Below are 18765 nucleotides of genomic sequence, written 5' to 3'. Positions count from 1 at the left end.
CGAATGGTGACGGTGAGTCACCATAACGGTAATCGGACCAAAACCTGAATCACTCCCCCATATTTGCCCAGGGAATACTTAAGAAAGCTTCTTCGCAATCAGCTGGTTTACCTGCTGCGGATCAGCCTTACCCTTGGTGGCCTTCATCACCGCACCAACGATGGCGCCGGTAACCTTGGTGTTTCCGGCCTTGTACTTCTCCACAATGTCCGGGTTATTTGCCAGAGCTTCGTCGACGGCGGCCTCGATGGCCCCGTCGTCACGCACGACCTCCAGACCGCGGGCCTTGACTACCTCATCGACCGATCCCTCGCCGGCCAGAACCCCGTCGACAGCCTGGCGCGCCAGCTTGGTGGTCAACTTTCCTTCCTTGACCAATCCGATCACGCGGGCAACCTGCTCCGGGGAAATCGGCAGTGCGGAAAGCTCCGTGCCGGCTTCATTCGCCTTGCCAGCCAGGTAGCTCACCCACCAGGAGCGGGCCTCATCGGCGCTTGCCCCGTACTGAGTCGTCTCAATGATCAGGTCGAGGGCACCGGCATTGACCAGGTCACGCATCTCCTCGTCCTTCAGGCCCCACTCCTTCTGCACGCGGGCACGGCGCAGCCACGGCATCTCCGGGAGGGTGGCGCGAATCTCCTCCACCCACTCGCGCGGTGCATGTACCGGTGGCAGATCTGGATCATTGAAGTAACGGTAATCCTCGGCTGTCTCCTTCGGGCGGCCCTTGGAGGTCGAACCGTCTGCCTCCTGGTAGTGACGAGTCTCCTGAACGATCTCGCCGCCCTCGTCTAGCACTGCAGCCTGACGCTGCATCTCAAAGCGAATCGCCTGCTCAACGGAGCGCAGCGAGTTGATGTTCTTGGTCTCGGTGCGGGTACCAAACTCGCTGGTTCCCACAGGACGTAGGGAAAGATTGGCGTCGCAACGCATGGATCCCTGATCCATACGAGCATCCGACACACCCAACGCAGCGACCAGCTCGCGCAGGGCACGCACATAAGCCTTGGCCACCTCGGGGGCGCGCTCACCCGCTCCCTCGATCGGCTTAGTCACGATCTCAATGAGGGGAACGCCCGCGCGGTTGCAGTCCACGAGCGAGGCGGTAGCACCGTGGATACGTCCCGATGCTCCGCCCAAGTGGGTGAGCTTGCCGGTGTCTTCCTCCATGTGAGCGCGCTCGATCTCCACTCGCCACTCTGTGCCGTCGTCGAGCACCACGTCGAGGTAGCCGTCGTAGGCAATCGGCTCGTCGTACTGGGAGATCTGGTAGTTCTTCGGCTGATCCGGGTAGAAGTAGTTCTTCCGGGCAAAGCGCGAGGACTCCGCAATAGAGCAGTTCAGCGCCAGGCCAATCTTGATGGCGTACTCCACGCCCTTCGCATTAACTACAGGCAGTGCGCCAGGAAGCCCCAAGGACACGGGGTCGACATTGGAGTTCGGCGCGTCGCCAAACGCAGCTGAAGACGCGGAGAACATCTTCGTGTTGGTGGAGAGCTCTACGTGAACCTCCAGTCCCATGACGGGGTCGTACTTTTCCAGAACTTCGTCGTAGTCCATGAGGTCATAGGTGGAGGTGGTCATGGTTGGGCAGTATACCGTTTAACCCAGATTCGGTTTGCTCCTGGTCCTCGATGTTGACCGCCCCGGAGGCTAGGTTTCATTCGCATTAGCGCTCCGAGGCAATCATTGCTTTGACGCTACGTAGTTCGCTGCACTTCCCGCGCATCTCGCAGGCGGCACAACGCGGCGAGAACCGCACCGGAGAGGTTGTGCCACACGGAGAAAACCGCGGCCGGCAGGGCCGCCAACGGGGTCATATAGGTGGCCGCCAATCCTGCGGCAAGCCCGGAGTTTTGCATGCCCACTTCCACGGCCATCGTGCGTCGTATCGGAACTGCCTGGCGCATCACCGCACCCACGCTGTAACCGAGTACGTAACCCAGCAGATTGTGCAGTGCGACTGCAGCCAAGACGATAAACCCGGCCTCAAGAATGCGATCTCGAGATCCACCGACCACGATCGCCACGATCAGCGAGATCGCCAGCACAGATACCCACGGAAGGATCGGGGAAATCACGTCGACGGCCTTGGGCAGGAACGTGCTTACCACTAACCCCGCAAGTACAGGAATCAACACCACCTGCACGATTGACAGCGCCATCGGCCCGGCTTCGACGGGCATGTACTGCCCCGCCAGCCAAGCCACGAGTATGGGTGTCATGATGGGGGCGAGCAGCGTGGATACGGATGTCATGGTGACGGACAGTGCTACATCACCCCGAGCGAGATAACTGACCACGTTCGATGACGTACCGCCGGGGGCACAACCAACGAGGATCACACCTGCTGCGACCTCAGGTGGAAGTTGTAGGAGCCAGACAACCACTACAGCGACCAACGGCATGATGGTGAACTGAGCAATCACCCCGATGATGACGGGCAGCGGACGGACGAACACAAGCCGAAAATCCGCAAGTTTGAGGGTGAGGCCCATGCCGAACATGATCACACCGAGCAAAGGGTTCACCCAGGGCGCGCCCTGCGACGTGACGTCGGGAAGCGCGTACCCGATAAGGCCACCGAGAATGACGAGCAGAGGAAATCCGAGCGTCGCCATTAAGGCGCCTCGGTCTTGCCCTGCTGTTGACGACGCTGCGTTGGTACTCATCACATGAGCCTTTCCCCGGGGAATAATCAGTGAATTATCATGCTATCCCCTGGTGCCAGGGCGTAGCCGAATCCCCGGGTTCTGGAAAGGGCCGAACCGCAGCGTCTCGGCCCGGCCAATTAGTCAGAGTGACCTAGCCAAACATGCTGACAACGCGCTCGTAGCGATCGATCGGGACTTCCTTGAGCGTGCCGACGGCTTCGCTCAGATCGATCAGGTCGATGTTCTCACCGTGAAGCGCCACGCAAGAGCCGAACTGCCCCTCATGAGCTGCGCGGGCAGCAGCGGCACCATAGCGGGTCGCCAGAACGCGGTCGTTCGCCGTCGGGGTACCGCCACGCTGGATATGCCCCAGAACCGTGGTGCGCACGTCCTGTGCACAACGACGCTTGATCTCATTCGCGATCTGCTGCCCCATACCGGTAAAGGTCTTGTGACCAAACTGGTCGATCTCGCCCTCCGCCGCTTCCATGGTGCCCTCCTTGGGCATGGCGCCCTCAGCAACGACGATGATGGCGTACTTCTCACCCATCTGGAAGCGTCGCTGGGTTGCTTTGACGATGTCCTCGATGTCGAAGGGGACCTCGGGGATAACGGTGTAGTGAGCGCCTCCGGCCATACCGGCGTGCAGGGCGATCCATCCGACATGTCGACCCATGACCTCGACGATCATGACTCGGTCGTGGGATTCAGCCGTCGTGTGCAGGCGGTCAATGGCGTCGGTGGCAACCGACACTGCGGTGTCGAACCCGAATGTGTAATCGGTGCCGTTGACGTCATTGTCGATCGTCTTGGGAACACCAACCACCGGGATGCCATTGTCCGACAGCCACTTGGCTCCCTTGAGGGTGCCCTCGCCGCCGATCGGGATAAGAGCATCGATTCCGGCATCCGCCAGGTTGGCCTTGATCTGCTCCAAGCCGGCCTTGAACTTGTCGGGATGGAGGCGGCCGGTACCCAGAATCGTTCCGCCACGCAGAAGAATGCGGTCGATCTCTTCGTCGTCGTAAAGATCAACGCGGCGATCCTCGAGCAAGCCAGTCCAACCATCGAGGTATCCCACGACAGTGGAGCCGTACTCGGAGCTAGCAGTGCGGACGATGCTGCGGATAACGGCGTTAAGCCCCGGGCAGTCGCCGCCGGAAGTCAAGGTGGCAAGACGCATAGCCCTATTCTAGCCCGAGCTAATCCGCGTGTTGGGCAGGACCGTGACCGCGCTGAAAACGCAGGCTCAGCAGTGCCGCGCCCGCAAGAACCACGGCCAGGAGGAGGACGGCTCCGACTGTTCCGAACGCCGTCATTACTGCGCCGACGCTGGCGACTCCCACGACGGCACCTACTTGCCGGGCAGCGTTGTACGCTCCCGACGCTGCCCCCATGTCCTCACCCGGAATCTCACCGAGCGCCGCAGCGGCATTGGAAGCCCAGATGCAGGATTGTCCAACGCCGATCACGACCAGGACAGTAGCCACGATCCAGAGTGAAGCCCGTGCTTGAAAGATCCAGGCCTCTGCCCAAAAGCACACCGACAGCAGAGTAAAACCAACCCCGTGCATGATTGCCGGCGATACACGCTCAGCGAGAAATCCCCCGGTTGGCCCGAGAAGAAGCGCCGTGATCGCCATAGGAGTGGCTAGAGCTCCAGCACTGGCGGAATCCAACCCACGCGCATCCTGCAGCCACGCCATAAGTGGGATAAGACCGGCTGCAGAAAACATCCCCATCGCGGAGATCGTCACCATGCCGACGTTGTAGTTACGCACCGCAAACAGACGCAACGGAACAAGTGCATCCGAGCGACGTTGACGCAGTGCAAAAAAGACCAGCGCCGCCAGGCCCACCGGAGCGAGAATCCAGAGCCACGGGTGCCGCGGACCTTCCTGAGCCGCCAACACGATCGATCCCAGCCCGAGCAGGGACAGTACGACTCCGAGCGGGTCAATCGGCACAGCGGACACAGGCAGGTTAGGTACCCAACGAAGCCCCAGAATGACTGCAACAATTCCTACTGGGATGTGAACCAAAAAGACTCCGCGCCACCCCAGGGCCGAAACCACTACTCCCCCGAGCAGCGGGCCGGTAATTGCTGCCGCTGACCCGACGACACCCCACGCACCGTAGGCCCGCCCCCTCCGCTCAGGCGGAAACACCTGGTTGACCACAGCCACTGTCTGCGGGATAAGCAAGCTTGCCCCCAGCCCCTGCACGAACCGCCAGGCGATCATCATCGCCAGGGAGGCCGACAACGCGGCTCCCGCTGCCCCGAGAGTAAACACAGCCACTCCGGCGACGTACACCCTGCGATGTCCGAATCGATCCCCCATGCGTCCCGTAGCAAGGAGAGGGACGACGACAGCCAACAGGTAGCCAGTGGCTACCCATGTCGCCGCTGCATAATCGACGCCGTGGGCGCGAGCTATCGTTGGCAACGCGACCGCGATCGCGGTTTGATCCAGAAGCGCCAAAAAGAAGCCCAGGCTCAGTGCTGCCAGCGCTTTCCAAGCCTGTGTCGGCGAATAAGTCGGGACATTCACGGGGTCCCACCGTACTCCGCGGGGCTAGACTGGCCGCATGGAACTCAAGAATGCACGCGAAGTTAATACCTCTGCAGTCACTGCCGTTGGGCTCATTGGTGGCTGGCTCACTGCTCGCGAGACCGGCGTGCGCCCTCTTGGTGGAGTGGTGCTGGCCGCTGCCGGAGCCTGGTCGGCGCGCAGCTGGGCGGCCAAGGCTGGCCCGGCTACGGCCGCAGGTCTGGCCGCTGGCTACATTGCGGCTTTTGGTCTTTCGCACCCCTTGGCTAAAAAGATTGGCTCCTGGCCGTCCGTGCTTAGTGTGACGGCTGCTGTGTCTGCTGCTTCGTGGGCGCTATCCGACGCCAAGTAGAATCCCGAAACTCCACAAGGCCCCGTTCCTCGAAAGCACGGAGCCAGCCTTCCATCGGCCATTCGCCCCACAGGGAGTGGAAGAGTTGGGCATTGGCGACGATGTCGTCCACGTGCTCTACGGGTGGGGACGAAACCGGATGCCACTGGTGATAGGCATGCGCCCCGCCAACCCAGTAGAGAGTGTGCCCGGTCTGCCGGGCCCGAAACGCAAAGTCGGTGTCCTCGCCGCCGTAGCCAGTGAACTCCTCATTGAAGCCCCCAATCCTCTGCCAAGTACGCGCTGTGAGTGCGAAGGACAGGGACCAAAATAGCGGCCACTGGCTGGCCTCCCCCGCGACTATTTCACCTGCGGGAGGAGCCGGCCGGGCTGGATGGGGATCGGTCAGCGAGGTCAGTGACTCCAAGTCATAGCCACCCTCGCCTGGTGGTTTCAGATAGGTCACCGGTCCTGCCAGAACGCCCTCTGGGTGCAGCTGCATGGCCCGAACGTATCCGGAGACTGCCGATGGACCTGGAAGGCAATCTGCATCCAAGAAGATCAGCTGATCAGCACCGTCGTCGAGCGCTGCCTGGGCACCGGAGTTTCGGGCTCGCGAAAGGTTGCGGTCCACGCCCACGACGGCGCGATAGTGCATGAGCGGGTACCCACCCCATCGGCGAAGGCACTCTTGTTGGGTGTGGACTCTGTGCTCACGCGCGGCGTCGGCAAGCGTAATCACAGCAATTCGGTTGTTCACCCGGCTACCTCCTCGATCACCGCTGCGGCACGCTCGGCGGCTCCAGCGGTCTGCCACAATGCCCAACTTTGCGCGCGCTTTCGAGCCAGACTCATGACGTCGGGCAGCTCTTCCGCGGCGGGGATTTGTGAGGACACGACGCACAGTTGCGCCGCCTTGAGTACCTCAGCGGTGGCATGCTGCTCGCCGAAAGGACGATCCTGGGCAATGACCACGGCGGGAGTTGCTGTGCTGGCCAGGTCAGCAACCGAGTTCTGCCCCGCAGCAGCGATGACTAGGCCTGCACGCTGCAGGATCTCGGTGGGATCAGCAACGTAGTTGTCCCCGCCCAGCACGCGAGCGCCCGGCAAGTTCAGGTGCCCTCCACCGGCCCCGTTAAGCACGACGACCTCCCCACCGCGTGGGACACGGCGGGTCGAATGTAGGCGTGAGATTCCGCCGACTGCGTGGAGTTTGCGGGCGTGCTCGGTGAGGTGGGCCGGGGTTTCTACCCAATCTGGCCAACACGCGATGATGGCGTCGGCAGCCCGGTATGCAGTCTGATGCGGCAGGTCGGTGCGCGCGCCGGGCATCGCGATGGTGATGACCGGGACTCCCATGAGTCGGACAAATAACGCCACCTCCACGGAGCAGTCCACGTAGAAGGCCCGCGGCTGATAAGTACGAATCCATTCCGCGATGATGGCCATGCGTTCGCGCAGGCCGGAGACGTGATGCGGCGCGTAGTGCAGGGCACCTCCTGCTTCAGGAGCAACCGTATTTTCCCCAGCAGGCGGGGTGTCCAGAGGAAGCACCACGTCCGCGCCCTCTCGGGAGGAAAATATCGTGCTCGGCTGATTGAGTGCCTGTGCGATCTGCCGGCAGCGATACAGATGCCCGCTGCCGTGATGATGTGCGTAGATGCCGATCATGCCAGTTTCGCTCCCGCCATCTGCTGGTCGTGACCAGCGCTCCGGGCGACCTGACGATAAACCTGCTCGTATTGGTCGATAAGCCGGTCGATGCCAAAGCGTTGACGGGCAAAGAGGCTGACTTCTTCGCGCTCAATAGCACCTGCCCGGCAGATCGCTTCTGCCAGCGCATCCACGTCGTTGGGAGCAACCGGTGGGCACGGCGATCCAGCCAGCACTTCGTGCAGACCCCCGCGTGCAAAGGCTGCCACCGGCGTTCCGGTCGCCATGGCCTCAATGCTGACTAACCCAAAAGGCTCGTCCCAGGCAGGCGGAATCACAGCCACCCGCGCGCACCCGATTTCCCTGGCCAGTTCGCGATGCGGCAAGGGCTTTTCGATAAGCACGTCAGGCCCCAGCCGGGGAACGATCTGGGTCTGTACGTAGTGCGGATCGGCCGGTCGGCCGATCAACTTAATGGGTAGACCGGCGCGTCGAGAAGCATCGATCGCTACATGGGGTGCCTTTTCGGGAGTGAATCGACCAAAGAACACCGCATGGTCTCCACCCGGCCCCGGGCACCACACTGACGTATCCACGCTGTTGTAGATGACCTGAGTAGACTCCAGACCCCAGGAGCGAGCCGTGGCATTGCTCACGGCCACAAACCGCCCCGGGCATTCGGTAGCAGCCTCCGACATCGGTGCCACCGGCGGACAGTGCAACGTGGTCACCAGGGGCAAGGTAGTGGATTCCAGCAACGCGGGGTGCAGACTGTTGTTGTGCACCACGTCGTAGTTGCTGTGCTCTAAATGGCCCCGAAGACGAGCGAAAAAGTGTGATTCGAGTTCCGGGTAACCGGGCGGATACGTCGTGTCGTTTTCCAGGTGCGGGCACTGGGACCAGTCCGCGGCCGGAAACTCAAAGTCGCGAACGTGTCCGGTAGAACCGGCGCTGGCGTACAGGTCTACCTGGTGCCCGCGGCGTCGCAATGCCTGGGTAAGGATGCCGCAGAACGCCTCTAAACCTCCGGGATAGGGCTCGGAAATGGGATGCCTAGCGGGTGCGACCAATGCGATTTTCATCGAGCCGATTTCCCTTTGCTTCCGAGCTGCACGTAAAGGTTTCGGTGAAAGTCGACGACGTCACGGTGAGAGATCCTCGGGCTGTGGTAGGCGAACTGGCCACGCTCAAGCAAACGGGCGCATGCGCGGGCGGCATCCTGCCCATCCCCCGCTCGGTATATTTCCACGGCCTCCGGGACGTCGGCCTGGTCCCAGTAACACCCGCAGTCGGGCGCGGCTACTGAGACTCCCAGCTCACGGCACATCTGTAGCCAGCCAGAGTGGGTTCCCCGCACATAGGGCAAAACAACAACCCGGTGAGACGCGATGGCAGAAAAGAGCTGCTCATCGTCCATGGGTTCATGCACATCGGTGGCCAGGGCCGCCATCTGTGCCGAGTCCGCGTGGGCAAAGACCCGATCTGCGCCAAGCTCACGGTAAAACTCGGGGTCCTTCACCACGTTTGCGCGCCCGGACTTGAGAAAGACCCCGACATCGGTCAGAGGGTAGGAGGGTAAAACCTCGCGCCTACCGACGATCGGCGGGTGAGGCAGGACGTGAGCTTTGCGGCCATAGCGATCGTCGATCAAGGCAGCCGAAGCAGGGGTCAGTGTGATTAGGTGGTCAGCCTGCGCGATGAGAATACCCAGCTGCTGGTGATAGGTGGTTTGGGATTCCACGTGCGGGTTGTCCAGGTCGTGGACGGTGAGCACCAAGGGAACCGAAAGCCGCTGCAGCGTGGCCGCCAACTCGTGAGTCTGCTCGAGTGAGAGGTGCTCGAAACCAAAGTGAATGTGGAGAACATCGGCTGGCCGATCAGTCCAAAAGGCAGGTTCCAGAGCGCGGTGGGGCCACCAGCGAGCAGGCTCGTCCGGGTCAACGATTGGATCAGCAAGTATCTCCAGCTCTTGATCCGCACTGGTTTCTCCCGGTCGCGCAACAATTGCCTGTGGGTAAGGATGCCCCGCAGGCACGCTAGCGACGCGTACTGCCACTCAACCCCTCCAATAGTTTTTGACTTTCGACCATTACATAATTTCTACGTTATGTACTATCACACAATGTGACTTCAGGTTCCCCGGACGCCGCCCGCCGCATGCATTATGGCACCTTTTACCTGCTGAAACCTCCACCGAAGCCCACGGGTAAGCCCCGGGTAATGGTCGTAGGCAACTGCCAGGCCGAGTCGCTACGCATCCTTTTGGAAACCGCCGACGTGGTCGATTCCTTCCGCATTCCTCCGATCCACGAGTGGACCGACGAGGACTACGCGTTGGCTTGCCGGCACTTGAAATCCACCGACGTCCTGGTCATGCAGCCGGTTCGGGAGAACTATCGCGGCCTGCCCTGTGGAACTGCACAGCTAGCAACGCACCTGCCTCGCGGTGCTCGCGTGATTACCTTCCCCGTGCTGCGATTCGACGGCCTTTTTCCCTATCACGCGATCGTGCGCTCCCCTGCGCAGCCGTGGCTCAATCCACCGGTGGTTCCCTACCACGATCTGCGCATCCTGAGCGCAGCATGGCACACAACGCCCACCATCCCCAGTCCCCAGCCCAGCCTGCAGGTCTTGCGCGCCTTGGCGGCAATGTCTATCGAGCAGCTGCGGCGCCGAGAGCAGCATCACCGCACCGTCGTGGTCTCGGACTTCTTGGAGCGCACTCCCATATGGCACACGCTCAATCACCCGGACAACGCCACGCTCATGTTCATGGCCCAGCGGGTACTTGACGTTGCTGGACTCGCGGGCGATGTTGCAGACCCCGGACGAGAGCTGTTGGGAAACCTGGATGCGCCCGTCGATAAGCGCGCAGCCCGGGCTCTGGGAGTTGACGTGACCGGACGCGAAGAGTGGAGTCCGGCGCGGGAGGGCATTGCTCTAGAGCACCGGGCCTTCTACGCCGAACACCCCGAGATCGTTCGCGCCGGAATCGAGCGCCACCGTGATCGCCTCGAGCTTTTGGAGCTGCTATGAAACTCACTCATCTCATCGCTGGTGAACCCACCCACGGGGTCACCGAATACGCGCGACTTTTAGCACAGCACACCGGTGGTGAGGTTCGCAGCTGGGACGACGGTTCCGGTCTCCCGCACGCGCCGGTCCATGTCACGTTCACCGACCATCTCTTTGGCACCACTCCAGACGACGCGGTCGACCGTGTGCTTGAGGCCGTGGGTAACCGGCCTCTCAGCGTGTCCTTCCACGATGTACCCCAACGCGGAGAGGGTGAGGAGCGCTTCCGACGCCGGGCAGCAGCGTATGTGCGTTTGGCGCACCGGGCGGAGGTGGCGGTTACCAACTCCCAGCATGAGGCGGGATTTTTCCACGACAACGGCGTGGACGTGGAGGTGATTCACCTGCCTCTGCCCCAGGCGCCCGAGGTAAACATAGAGGCCGAGCCGGGCACTATCGGCGTCATTGGATTCATCTACCCCGGAAAGGGACACGCGGACATCGCTGCAGCGGCAACCAAGGTCGGGGGCTGGCGCGTGCGCGCTCTGGGCGGGTACTCCGCCGGACACGAGGATATGGAGCTGCCCGGGGTTGAGGTCACTGGTTATCTCTCGGAGGAGCACCTCTGGGAGGAGATGGCGCGCGTATCCCTGGCGGTATGCCCACACCGCCATGTTTCGGCCTCTGGGTCGCTTATGCGGTGGCTAGCGGCAGGACGCACTGTGCTGATGGCCGATTCCGCCTATGCCCAAGAACTTGCCCAGCTGTGCCCCGGGCAGGTCAAGCCGGTCACGGACTGGGAGCAGGCACTTCGGTCACACGACGCAGAGGCCACGGATTTAATCCCCGCGGATGAGCGTTGGCAGCACTCCTGGTGGGATGTGGCGCGACTGTGGCAAGACCTGTGGTGTCAGGCATTCAAGCCATGGTTTACCGGTCAGCTACGCCCCTCGCCTACTCCCGCCCAGGCAGTCAGCGTGATCATCCCCCATTACAACGACGAGACCAGCTTGCAGCGCGTGGTCGACGCCATCGATGCCAGCCGCGGGATCGACGCCGTGGAGATCATCGTGGCCGATGATGGTTCCCGGGCCTTGCCGAAGGTGAAGAGTTCGCGCTGGCCGGTAAAGGTTGTCTCGCAGGCGGACTTCGGATTCCGAGCGGCAGCAGCGCGAAATCTGGGAGCGAGCCACGCCCGCTTTCCTATCCTCGCGTTTGTGGACGGAGACACCATCCCGGAACCGGACTACCTGGCGCGGGCGGCGTCCTGGGTGTCTGCGGATGAGCGGGCCGTTGTGGTGGGTACTCGCCTGCAAGATGGGGTGGAGCCAGACTGGTTGCACGAGGCTTGGCAGCGTACTCACGACTTGGAATGGGCTGATTCCTCGGCCTGGCGTTTCATCCTCTCGTCGGTGCTGACGATTTCGCGGCGCTTCTTCGACCTGCTCGGTGGCTTCGACGCCTCTCTCATTGGCTACGGGGGCGAGGACTGGGAGTTGGCGTTTCGCGCCTACAACGCCGGCGGAGTATTCGTCCATGACCCCCAGGCGCGCGCAGCCCACCTTGAGCCAGACTTTGGTGAACGCACCGCGCACGATGAGACAGAGCGGCTACGGCTCAAGAACGCAGAAACATCCGCTCTGGCGCGACGCATCACGCATCCGCTGGCCCGACCAGACGGAGTGATCTTCTCGCGTCAGGACATCGGCGTATGGCTGCCTCCCCACACCCCCGAGGCCGTCATTAGCGCCTGGCTAGCCGCCGGCGATGTCCGCGTGACACACCCGGTCCCGGAGCTGCTAACCGAAGATCCGCGCGTTGGCCCCGGCCCTACCCGGATCACGATCGAGGTGGACCAGCCGATCGGGCCGCCGCAGGATCTCGCTGGGGTGGTCTCTCGAGTCGAGGCGCTTGGTGGACGCGGGATGCTTTACGACGCCCACCAGGCCTACGCATCGCCCATCGGCCGGGTCACGCTGCGCCGCAATGACCAAGCGCACCCCGCAAAGATTGGGGTGCGCTGGGCTGAGGTGACTGCCCCGGCACAGCTCGAGCGGTGGTGTGCCGGCTGGTAGAGGCCCTCTAGTCGCGGGCTGCCTCGTAGGCAGCTCCGACTCGGTACAGGCGATCGTCAGCAAACGCCGGAGCCATGATCTGCAAGCCAGTGGGCAGCTGCGAGTCGCTGGCTAGACCGCTGGGCACACTCATGCCGCAGAGACCTGCCAGGTTCAGCGGCAAGGTGCACAGGTCGAAGTTGTACATCGCCAGGGGATCGTCATTCTTCTCACCCAGCTTGAAGGCGGTGGTCGGCGTCGTCGGGGAAACCAGCACATCAACCTGTTCGAAGGCACGGGCGAAGTCCTGCGCAATCAGGGTACGCACGCGCTGCGCCTGCAGGTAGTAGGCGTCGTAATATCCGACGGACAGTGCGTAGGTGCCCAGGATGATGCGGCGCTTGACCTCCGGGCCGAAGCCTTCTGCGCGGGTCAGAGCCATGACCTCGTCAGCGGAGTGCGTGCCGTCGTCGCCAACCCGCTGGCCGTAGCGCATGCCGTCGAAACGCGCGAGGTTCGAGCTGACCTCGCACGGCAGAATGAGGTAGTACGCGGCCAGTGCGTCGTCGAAGTGCGGGCAGTCGACCTCCACGGTCTCTGCACCCAGGGAGCGCAGAGTCTCCACGGACTTGTGGTAGGCCTCCATCACGCCCGGCTGCCAACCATCGCGCTCGAACTGCTTGATCAGGCCGACCTTGACGCCGCTGAGATCTCCGCGAGCGCCCTCTCGAGCGGCCTCCACCACGCTGGGAACCTGCGTGTCCACGCTGGTGCCATCGAAGGGATCGTGACCCGCGATGACCTCATGCAGCAAGGCCGTATCGAGCACGGTGCGCGCGGTGGGGCCACCCTGGTCCAAGGAAGAAGCACAGGCGATCATGCCGTAGCGCGAAACGGTGCCATAGGTTGGCTTCACGCCCACGGTTCCGGTCAGTGCGGCTGGCTGGCGGATGGAACCGCCGGTATCCGTGCCGATGCCCAGCGGGGCCTGCCCAGCAGCGAGAGCAGCGGCCGTGCCGCCGCCGGAGCCACCAGCGGTGCGAGTGGTGTCATAGGGGTTGCGGGTCGGCCCATAGGCGGAGTTCTCCGTGGAAGAGCCCATGGCGAACTCGTCCAGGTTGGTCTTACCCAGGATCGGGATGCCGGCCTCGCGCAGCTTGCGAGTAACCGTGGCGTCGTAGGGGGCCCGGTAACCCTCCAACATCTTGGAAGCGGCCGTGGTCGGCGCATCGGTAGTGGTGAACAGGTCCTTCAGCGCCAAGGGCACACCAGCCAGGGCGGATGCCGGTTGCTCACCGGCGTCGAGAGCCTTGTCCACTGCATCGGCGGCGGCCAGTGCCTCCTCGGCGCCCACGTGCAAGAACGCGTTGAGCTGCTCGTCGGTCTCCGCGATGCGATCCAGGAAAGCCTGGGTAACTTCGCGGGAGGTGACTTGACGGGAGTGAATCTTCTCGGCCAGTTCCGCGGCAGTCAGACTCGTGAGTCCTTCAGCAGGCACGGTTAGCGGTGCATTCACGTTGATCTACTCCTCACCCAGAATCTGCGGAACCATGAAGCGCTGCTCATCAGCGGCGGGCGCCTGGTCAAGGGCCTGTTCGGCGGTCAGCGTGCGCTGCACCTCGTCTGCGCGCATCGTGGCCGGGATAGAGTGCGGGTGGCTCATGGGCTCCACCCCAGTTGCATCTACCTGGCCGACCTTTGACACCGTCTCCACGATGGAATCAATCTGCTCGGCGTAGTGATCCAATTCCTCGTCACTGAGCCGCAGGCGGGCGAGTCGGGCGAGGTGTGAGACCTCGTCACGCGTGATGTCCGGCACGAATACCAATCCTTTGCGCGTTGCTGGCAATAATTGCACCTCATCTTACTTCACCCCGTTGCTTTCCCCTGCGGTGGCGTAGCTGGCAGTCGGCGGTTGCCCCCGCACTAGACGTAGCCAAGGGAATTAATAATATTGAGAGGCAAATCAACCGAAAGGCGTACCGCACATGTCCTTCCTAGTCCGAGTGCAGCTTCCCGATGAACCCGGCAGCCTGGGTGCATTGGCCGAGGCCTTCGGCGTCGTGGGTGGAAACATCCAGTCCGTGGACATCGTCGATGTCTCTCCTACCGGAACGGTGACCGACGACATCGTTATTGAGCTGCCCACCGGCTCGATGCCAGACACCTTGATCACCGCAGTTTCTGCGGTAGACGGTGCCGAGGTCGATTCCATCCGCCCCTTTGCGGGGCGTGTGGATCGCCGCGGCCAGATCGTCATGCTGGCTGATCTGGCTCGCCAGCGCGCCAACCGCCAGCGCGCAATTGAGGGATTGGTCGAGCGTATTCCGCAGTCCATGACGGCTACGTGGGCGATCATGGTCGCTTCCGACGAGACGATTCACCGAGTCGCCGAGTCGCAGGCCGCACCGGGCGACGACGGTACTGTGCCCAGCGCAATCGACGTCACCACTGCCCGCACGCTCCACCCGGAGGATGAGACCTGGATCCCCGAGTCGTGGTCGCTTTTAGACACCGCGCTTGCCGCCGCAGCCCTGCCGGGCACAGAGCTCACGCTGATCCTGGGGCGTCACGGCGGGCCGGACTTTTTGGCCAGTGAGGTCGAGCACCTGGGCAACCTCGCCGACATCGTCGGCCCGCTGCTCGCCCAGAGCTAGACCTGGCCGCCGGCTAGCAGGGTCTCAAACTCTGCCTCGTTGAGGATTTTGAGGCCCAGGTCCCGGGCCTTCTGTTCCTTCGATCCGGCATTTTCTCCGACTACGACGTAGTCGGTCTTCTTCGAGACCGACCCGCTGGCCTTGCCGCCACGCGCAAGGATTGCCTCCTTCGCCTCGTCACGGGTGAAGCCCTCCAGCGTGCCGGTGACCACCACGGTGATTCCTTCGAGGGTTTGTTCAAGACGATCAGAGACGTCGTCTTCCATGGTCACCCCAGCCTCGGCCCAGGCGTCCACAATCCCGGCGTGCCAGTCGGTGGCAAACCAATTCTTGAACGACTCCGCGATGGTGCTGCCGACACCATCGGTGGCGGCCAGGTGCTCGACGGGGGCGTCGATAAGCGCCCGCATCGACCCGTAACGTGCAGCCAAGGCGCGCGCGGCCGTGGGACCTACGTGCCTGATAGAGAGCGCCACCAATACTCGCCACAGATCGGTGTGCTTTGCCTCCCGCAGGTTGGTCAGCAGCTTCTCACCGGATGCGTTGAGTACACGTTGATCGCTCGCCTTGTCCTTCTTGGTAAAAATCACGGTCTTCAGCAGGTCGTCCTCGGTGAGCGTGAAGAGCCCGCCTTCGTCGATGAGTACCTGCTTCTCAGTCAGCTCGCGCGCAGCCTTCTCCCCCAGCGCCTCAATGTCGAAGGCGCCGCGTCCCGCCAGATACTCCAGGCGTGCCGAGAGCTGAGCGGGACACGAGCGCGTATTCGGACACCGCCAATCGGCATCGCCTTCCTTCTGCGGCGCCAGCACCGTCGCGCACGAGGGGCACTCGCGCGGAAAGACAAACTCGCGCTCGGTTCCGTCGCGCTTTTCGACGACCGGTCCCAGCACCTCGGGGATAATTTCACCAGCCTTTCGGATCACCACGGTGTCGCCAATACGCACGCCCTTGCGCTTGACCTCGCTTTGGTTGTGCAGCGTGGCCATGGACACTGTGGAACCCGAGACGAATACGGGCTTGAGCACGGCGTATGGGGTCGCGCGACCGGTGCGTCCGACGCTGACCTGAATGTCTTCCAGCGTCGTGGTGACCTCCTCCGGCGGGTACTTATATGCGATCGCCCACCGCGGGGCGCGCGAGGTCGCCCCCAAGCCCCGCTGTTGTGCCAGCGAATCGACCTTGATGACGACCCCGTCCATTTCGTGGACGGCGTCGTGGCGATGCTGCCCCCAGTAGCGCACCGTCTCCCTCACCTGCGCGGGATCAGTAAGCCTCTGGGTGTATTCCGAGACCGGCAGGCCGAGCTCGGCGAGGTGAGCGTAGGCGTCGTACTGCGACTCCAGCTCGATTCCCTCGCGGGCCCCAATCCCGTGTGCGATAAATCGCAGCTTGCGCGCTTTCACATCCGCGACCTTCTTCTGCCGCAGACCGCCAGCAGCGGTGTTGCGCGGATTGGCAAACTTCTTATCCTCAGGGCGCTTCGCGTTGATCTTGCTAAAGTCCTCCGGCCGGATAAACACCTCACCGCGAACTTCGAGCAATGCCGGCGCGTCACCGGTGAGTTTCTGCGGGATGCTTTCAATCGCGCGTGCGTTGACCGTGATGTCCTCGCCCACCGATCCGTCTCCGCGGGTGGCGGCCCGCACGAGCTCTCCGTTTTCATACACCAGATCGATGGACACGCCATCGATCTTCAGCTCGGCAAGGTAGGCCTCGGCAGGAGTGCGCTCGAGCCACTGCGCGAGCTCGTCGTCGGAGAACACATTGTCCAAGCTCAGCATGCGCACGAGGTGCTCAACGTTGGCAAAGCTCGATTCTTCCGGGGCGGGCGCACCGACCTCCATTGTGGGGCTATCAGGAACCGCCAGCTCAGGGTGCTGTTCTTCTAGCTCCTGCAGCTGACGAAACAGCGCGTCGAAGTCCGCATCCGGAATGCGTGGCTCGCCGTTGTAGTACGCCTCCCGGTGTTCGCGCACACGTGCTGCCAGTTCGTTCCACTGCCGCCGCAGCTCGGGATCGCGATCCTGAGTCTCCTCTGCGGATCTCGGGCCTGTCGGATTTTCCTTCGCATCGGTCACACACGACAGTTTAACCGGGGACCCGGCGCGCGGGCTTCAGCGCGAGCCCACCACCAAACAGTTGCGATCACCTGCACCGAAGGGCATTTTCGGTGAAACGCTCACCCCACCTACTAGGGTAAGCGCTATGAGTAGCTTCGACGCGTCGCGCATGTTGTCGTTTGATCTGGAAACGACCTCGGTGAACCCCAAAGAAGCCCGAATTGTCACGTCGGCGCTCATCACCATTGCGGGCGCATCGTCGGACACTGTGGAGATGCTGGCCAACCCGGGTGTGGAGATCCCACAGGCAGCCATTGACGTGCACGGGATTACCAATGAGAAGGCCCAAGCCGAGGGCCGGGAGCATTCCGAGGTGTTGGACGAAACCATCTCGCGGATCCGCCGTGGCTGGGAGGAGGGATTTACCCTCATCGTCTTCAATGCGGCCTACGACCTCTCGGTGTTGCATGCACTCACCAACGGAGAGTTCACGGTCACCGGACCGGTGTTTGATCCCTTCGTGGTGGACCGGTGGAAGGACCCCTACCGCAAGGGTCGACGTACTCTCGGCAACGTGTGCGAGCACTACCGCGTCACCCTGGGCAACGCTCACGAGGCCTCGGCAGATGCACTGGCCGCTGCTCGCGTCGCCTGGAAACAGGTAAACCAGATGTGGCCCGAGCTTAAGCAGTTGGACACCGACGAGCTCATGGAGCAACAGGCTGTGGGTTACTACGACATGCAGACTCGGCTGCACAAGTACCTCTCATCCCGCGGGAAGGATGCCAGCACCGTGAACTTCTCCTGGCCGATGCATAGTTAACGGCGCGTGTCCTGGCTTTAAAGGTCGCCCGCGTCCCGCGTCAGGATCTCGGCCAACTCGTGCAGCCCGGCGTAGCTGCGTCCCGGATCCTGTGGTGGTCGAGCAAGGGTCACGTCGATGCCGCTTAGTATCGTCTGATCAACACCGAGCTTCCGACACAGCCGCGCGAGCGCGATCGCTTCTTCGCGGGGATCTTGGGCCACCCGCTGTGGGTCCAGCGCCAGTACCGCGCTGGCGCTGTCGAGTCGGTTACCTAGGACGTCGAGAAGCGCCGACCGAGTCTGCATTGCAGCAACATCCACAATGGTTGGTGCCGTGACCGCAGCCACGTTCTCGGGACTGCCGCAGAGGTTGAGCAGCAGGTGTGATTCGGGAAACCGAGCTAGTCGCTCGCGCACGGCCTCAGAGTGAACCGGGCGAATCGGGTCAAAGGTGGTAGGGCCGGGAAGCGCACCTGCGGCCACTTCATCCAGGCGGGGTTCATCAACCTGGACAACCACACGCTGCGCTCCCAAGCGGTGCGCGAGAGTGGCCGAGAATTGCGTCGCGGCCTCCACAAGACAGTCGGTGAGGTGCTCCAGCGCGCCTGGGTCCTGCAGAACCGGCTGGCCGGTGGGAGTCTCCAGCTGAGCAGCCAAAGAAAACGGTCCCGCAATTTGGAACTTCACTGCGTCCACCGTTGTCCACAGCGCCTCGGCAACGTCCAGGTCGCGCTCGACGTTGACACGCAAGCTACGGCTTAGCGAGGACTCCCGGTGCTCCATCACCCATGTGCGTGGACCGGGTGCAAGGAAGAGCTCCGGACTGAGCCCAGCAGTTAAGGCCACCAAGCTGTGGTCTTTTCCTCGGTCGGGCAGAACGGGAAGGTGCGGGAGCTGACCGGTCTCCGAAAGCACGATGTCACAGGCGGACACATAGTTATGCCCCGGCATAATGCCGGGGCCGAAAGCTACAGCCATCGAGCGC

17 protein-coding genes are annotated in these 18765 nt (G+C 62.6%); 5 read left to right on the top strand and 12 right to left on the bottom strand.

Annotated elements, in window-relative coordinates:
• Positions 1 to 78: 78 nt before the first annotated feature.
• From gatB to FHE74_RS01670, 4 genes are all read right to left on the bottom strand, one after another.
• On the bottom strand, positions 79 to 1584 hold the full coding sequence (gene gatB, locus FHE74_RS01685) for an Asp-tRNA(Asn)/Glu-tRNA(Gln) amidotransferase subunit GatB (RefSeq protein ID WP_139464692.1): 1506 nt from the start codon (positions 1582 to 1584) through the stop codon (positions 79 to 81).
• A gap of 116 nt (positions 1585 to 1700) precedes the next feature.
• Entirely contained in the window at positions 1701 to 2672 is a 972-nt protein-coding gene (locus FHE74_RS01680; RefSeq protein ID WP_139464691.1) for a bile acid:sodium symporter family protein, read from the bottom strand.
• Positions 2673 to 2805: 133 nt separating this feature from the next.
• On the bottom strand, positions 2806 to 3837 hold the full coding sequence (locus FHE74_RS01675) for a 6-phosphofructokinase (RefSeq protein ID WP_139464690.1): 1032 nt from the start codon (positions 3835 to 3837) through the stop codon (positions 2806 to 2808).
• A 19-nt stretch (positions 3838 to 3856) separates the two neighbouring features.
• Entirely contained in the window at positions 3857 to 5206 is a 1350-nt protein-coding gene (locus FHE74_RS01670; RefSeq protein WP_139464689.1) for a DHA2 family efflux MFS transporter permease subunit, read from the bottom strand.
• Between the two features lie 37 nt (positions 5207 to 5243).
• Here FHE74_RS01670 and FHE74_RS01665 point away from each other — a divergent pair, with 37 nt between their 5' ends.
• Positions 5244 to 5558, top strand: coding sequence for a hypothetical protein (locus FHE74_RS01665; RefSeq protein WP_139464688.1), 315 nt, complete (start codon positions 5244 to 5246; stop codon positions 5556 to 5558).
• Here FHE74_RS01665 and FHE74_RS01660 read toward each other — a convergent pair.
• From FHE74_RS01660 to FHE74_RS01645, 4 genes are all read right to left on the bottom strand, one after another.
• Complete coding sequence (locus FHE74_RS01660; RefSeq protein WP_139464787.1) at positions 5503 to 6195, bottom strand: glycosyltransferase family 2 protein; 693 nt, start codon at positions 6193 to 6195, stop codon at positions 5503 to 5505. The genes FHE74_RS01665 and FHE74_RS01660 overlap by 56 nt on opposite strands.
• A gap of 98 nt (positions 6196 to 6293) precedes the next feature.
• Entirely contained in the window at positions 6294 to 7208 is a 915-nt protein-coding gene (locus FHE74_RS01655) for a glycosyltransferase (RefSeq protein ID WP_139464687.1), read from the bottom strand.
• Positions 7205 to 8272 carry a glycosyltransferase family 4 protein gene (locus tag FHE74_RS01650; RefSeq protein ID WP_139464686.1) on the bottom strand — a complete coding sequence of 356 codons (1068 nt, stop codon included), beginning with the start codon at positions 8270 to 8272 and terminating at the stop codon, positions 7205 to 7207. Before FHE74_RS01650 ends, FHE74_RS01655 begins: the two co-directional genes overlap by 4 nt.
• Complete coding sequence (locus FHE74_RS01645; protein ID WP_139464685.1) at positions 8269 to 9246, bottom strand: glycosyltransferase; 978 nt, start codon at positions 9244 to 9246, stop codon at positions 8269 to 8271. The genes FHE74_RS01650 and FHE74_RS01645 overlap by 4 nt, the downstream gene beginning before the upstream one ends.
• A 68-nt stretch (positions 9247 to 9314) precedes the next feature.
• Between FHE74_RS01645 and FHE74_RS01640 the strand changes: the two genes are divergently transcribed.
• Positions 9315 to 10226: a WcbI family polysaccharide biosynthesis putative acetyltransferase gene (locus FHE74_RS01640; RefSeq protein ID WP_246049134.1), complete on the top strand. Its 912-nt coding sequence runs from the start codon at positions 9315 to 9317 to the stop codon at positions 10224 to 10226.
• Positions 10223 to 12280 carry a glycosyltransferase gene (locus FHE74_RS01635; RefSeq protein ID WP_246049132.1) on the top strand — a complete coding sequence of 686 codons (2058 nt, stop codon included), beginning with the start codon at positions 10223 to 10225 and terminating at the stop codon, positions 12278 to 12280. The genes FHE74_RS01640 and FHE74_RS01635 overlap by 4 nt, the downstream gene beginning before the upstream one ends.
• A 7-nt stretch (positions 12281 to 12287) precedes the next feature.
• Here the strand turns inward: FHE74_RS01635 and gatA are convergent, their stop codons facing one another.
• Both gatA and gatC read right to left on the bottom strand, forming a co-directional pair.
• Positions 12288 to 13775, bottom strand: coding sequence for an Asp-tRNA(Asn)/Glu-tRNA(Gln) amidotransferase subunit GatA (gene gatA / locus FHE74_RS01630; RefSeq protein ID WP_139464684.1), 1488 nt, complete (start codon positions 13773 to 13775; stop codon positions 12288 to 12290).
• 6 nt (positions 13776 to 13781) lie between these two features.
• Positions 13782 to 14078 (bottom strand): Asp-tRNA(Asn)/Glu-tRNA(Gln) amidotransferase subunit GatC, encoded by a 297-nt coding sequence (gatC, locus tag FHE74_RS01625; RefSeq protein WP_139464683.1) that lies wholly within the window; start codon positions 14076 to 14078, stop codon positions 13782 to 13784.
• A 169-nt stretch (positions 14079 to 14247) separates the two neighbouring features.
• On the opposite strand from gatC, the gene FHE74_RS01620 reads away from it, so the two are divergent.
• Positions 14248 to 14916, top strand: coding sequence for an ACT domain-containing protein (locus FHE74_RS01620; RefSeq protein ID WP_139464682.1), 669 nt, complete (start codon positions 14248 to 14250; stop codon positions 14914 to 14916).
• On the opposite strand, the gene ligA is transcribed toward FHE74_RS01620, so the two are convergent.
• A complete protein-coding gene (gene ligA / locus FHE74_RS01615; protein WP_425456314.1) occupies positions 14913 to 16925 on the bottom strand; it encodes an NAD-dependent DNA ligase LigA in 2013 nt (670 codons plus the stop codon). The genes FHE74_RS01620 and ligA overlap by 4 nt on opposite strands.
• A 196-nt stretch (positions 16926 to 17121) precedes the next feature.
• On the opposite strand from ligA, the gene FHE74_RS01610 reads away from it, so the two are divergent.
• Positions 17122 to 17799, top strand: coding sequence for a 3'-5' exonuclease (locus FHE74_RS01610; protein ID WP_139464680.1), 678 nt, complete (start codon positions 17122 to 17124; stop codon positions 17797 to 17799).
• A 17-nt stretch (positions 17800 to 17816) separates the two neighbouring features.
• Here FHE74_RS01610 and FHE74_RS01605 read toward each other — a convergent pair whose 3' ends face one another.
• Complete coding sequence (locus tag FHE74_RS01605) at positions 17817 to 18758, bottom strand: uroporphyrinogen decarboxylase/cobalamine-independent methonine synthase family protein (protein ID WP_139464679.1); 942 nt, start codon at positions 18756 to 18758, stop codon at positions 17817 to 17819.
• Positions 18759 to 18765: the final 7 nt, after the last annotated feature.

It is taken from the genome of Corynebacterium tapiri, from assembly GCF_006334925.1.
GTDB lineage: Bacteria > Actinomycetota > Actinomycetes > Mycobacteriales > Mycobacteriaceae > Corynebacterium > Corynebacterium tapiri.
Note: the sequence above shows the minus strand (reverse complement) of the source record. Positions and strands in the feature narration are given on the sequence as shown.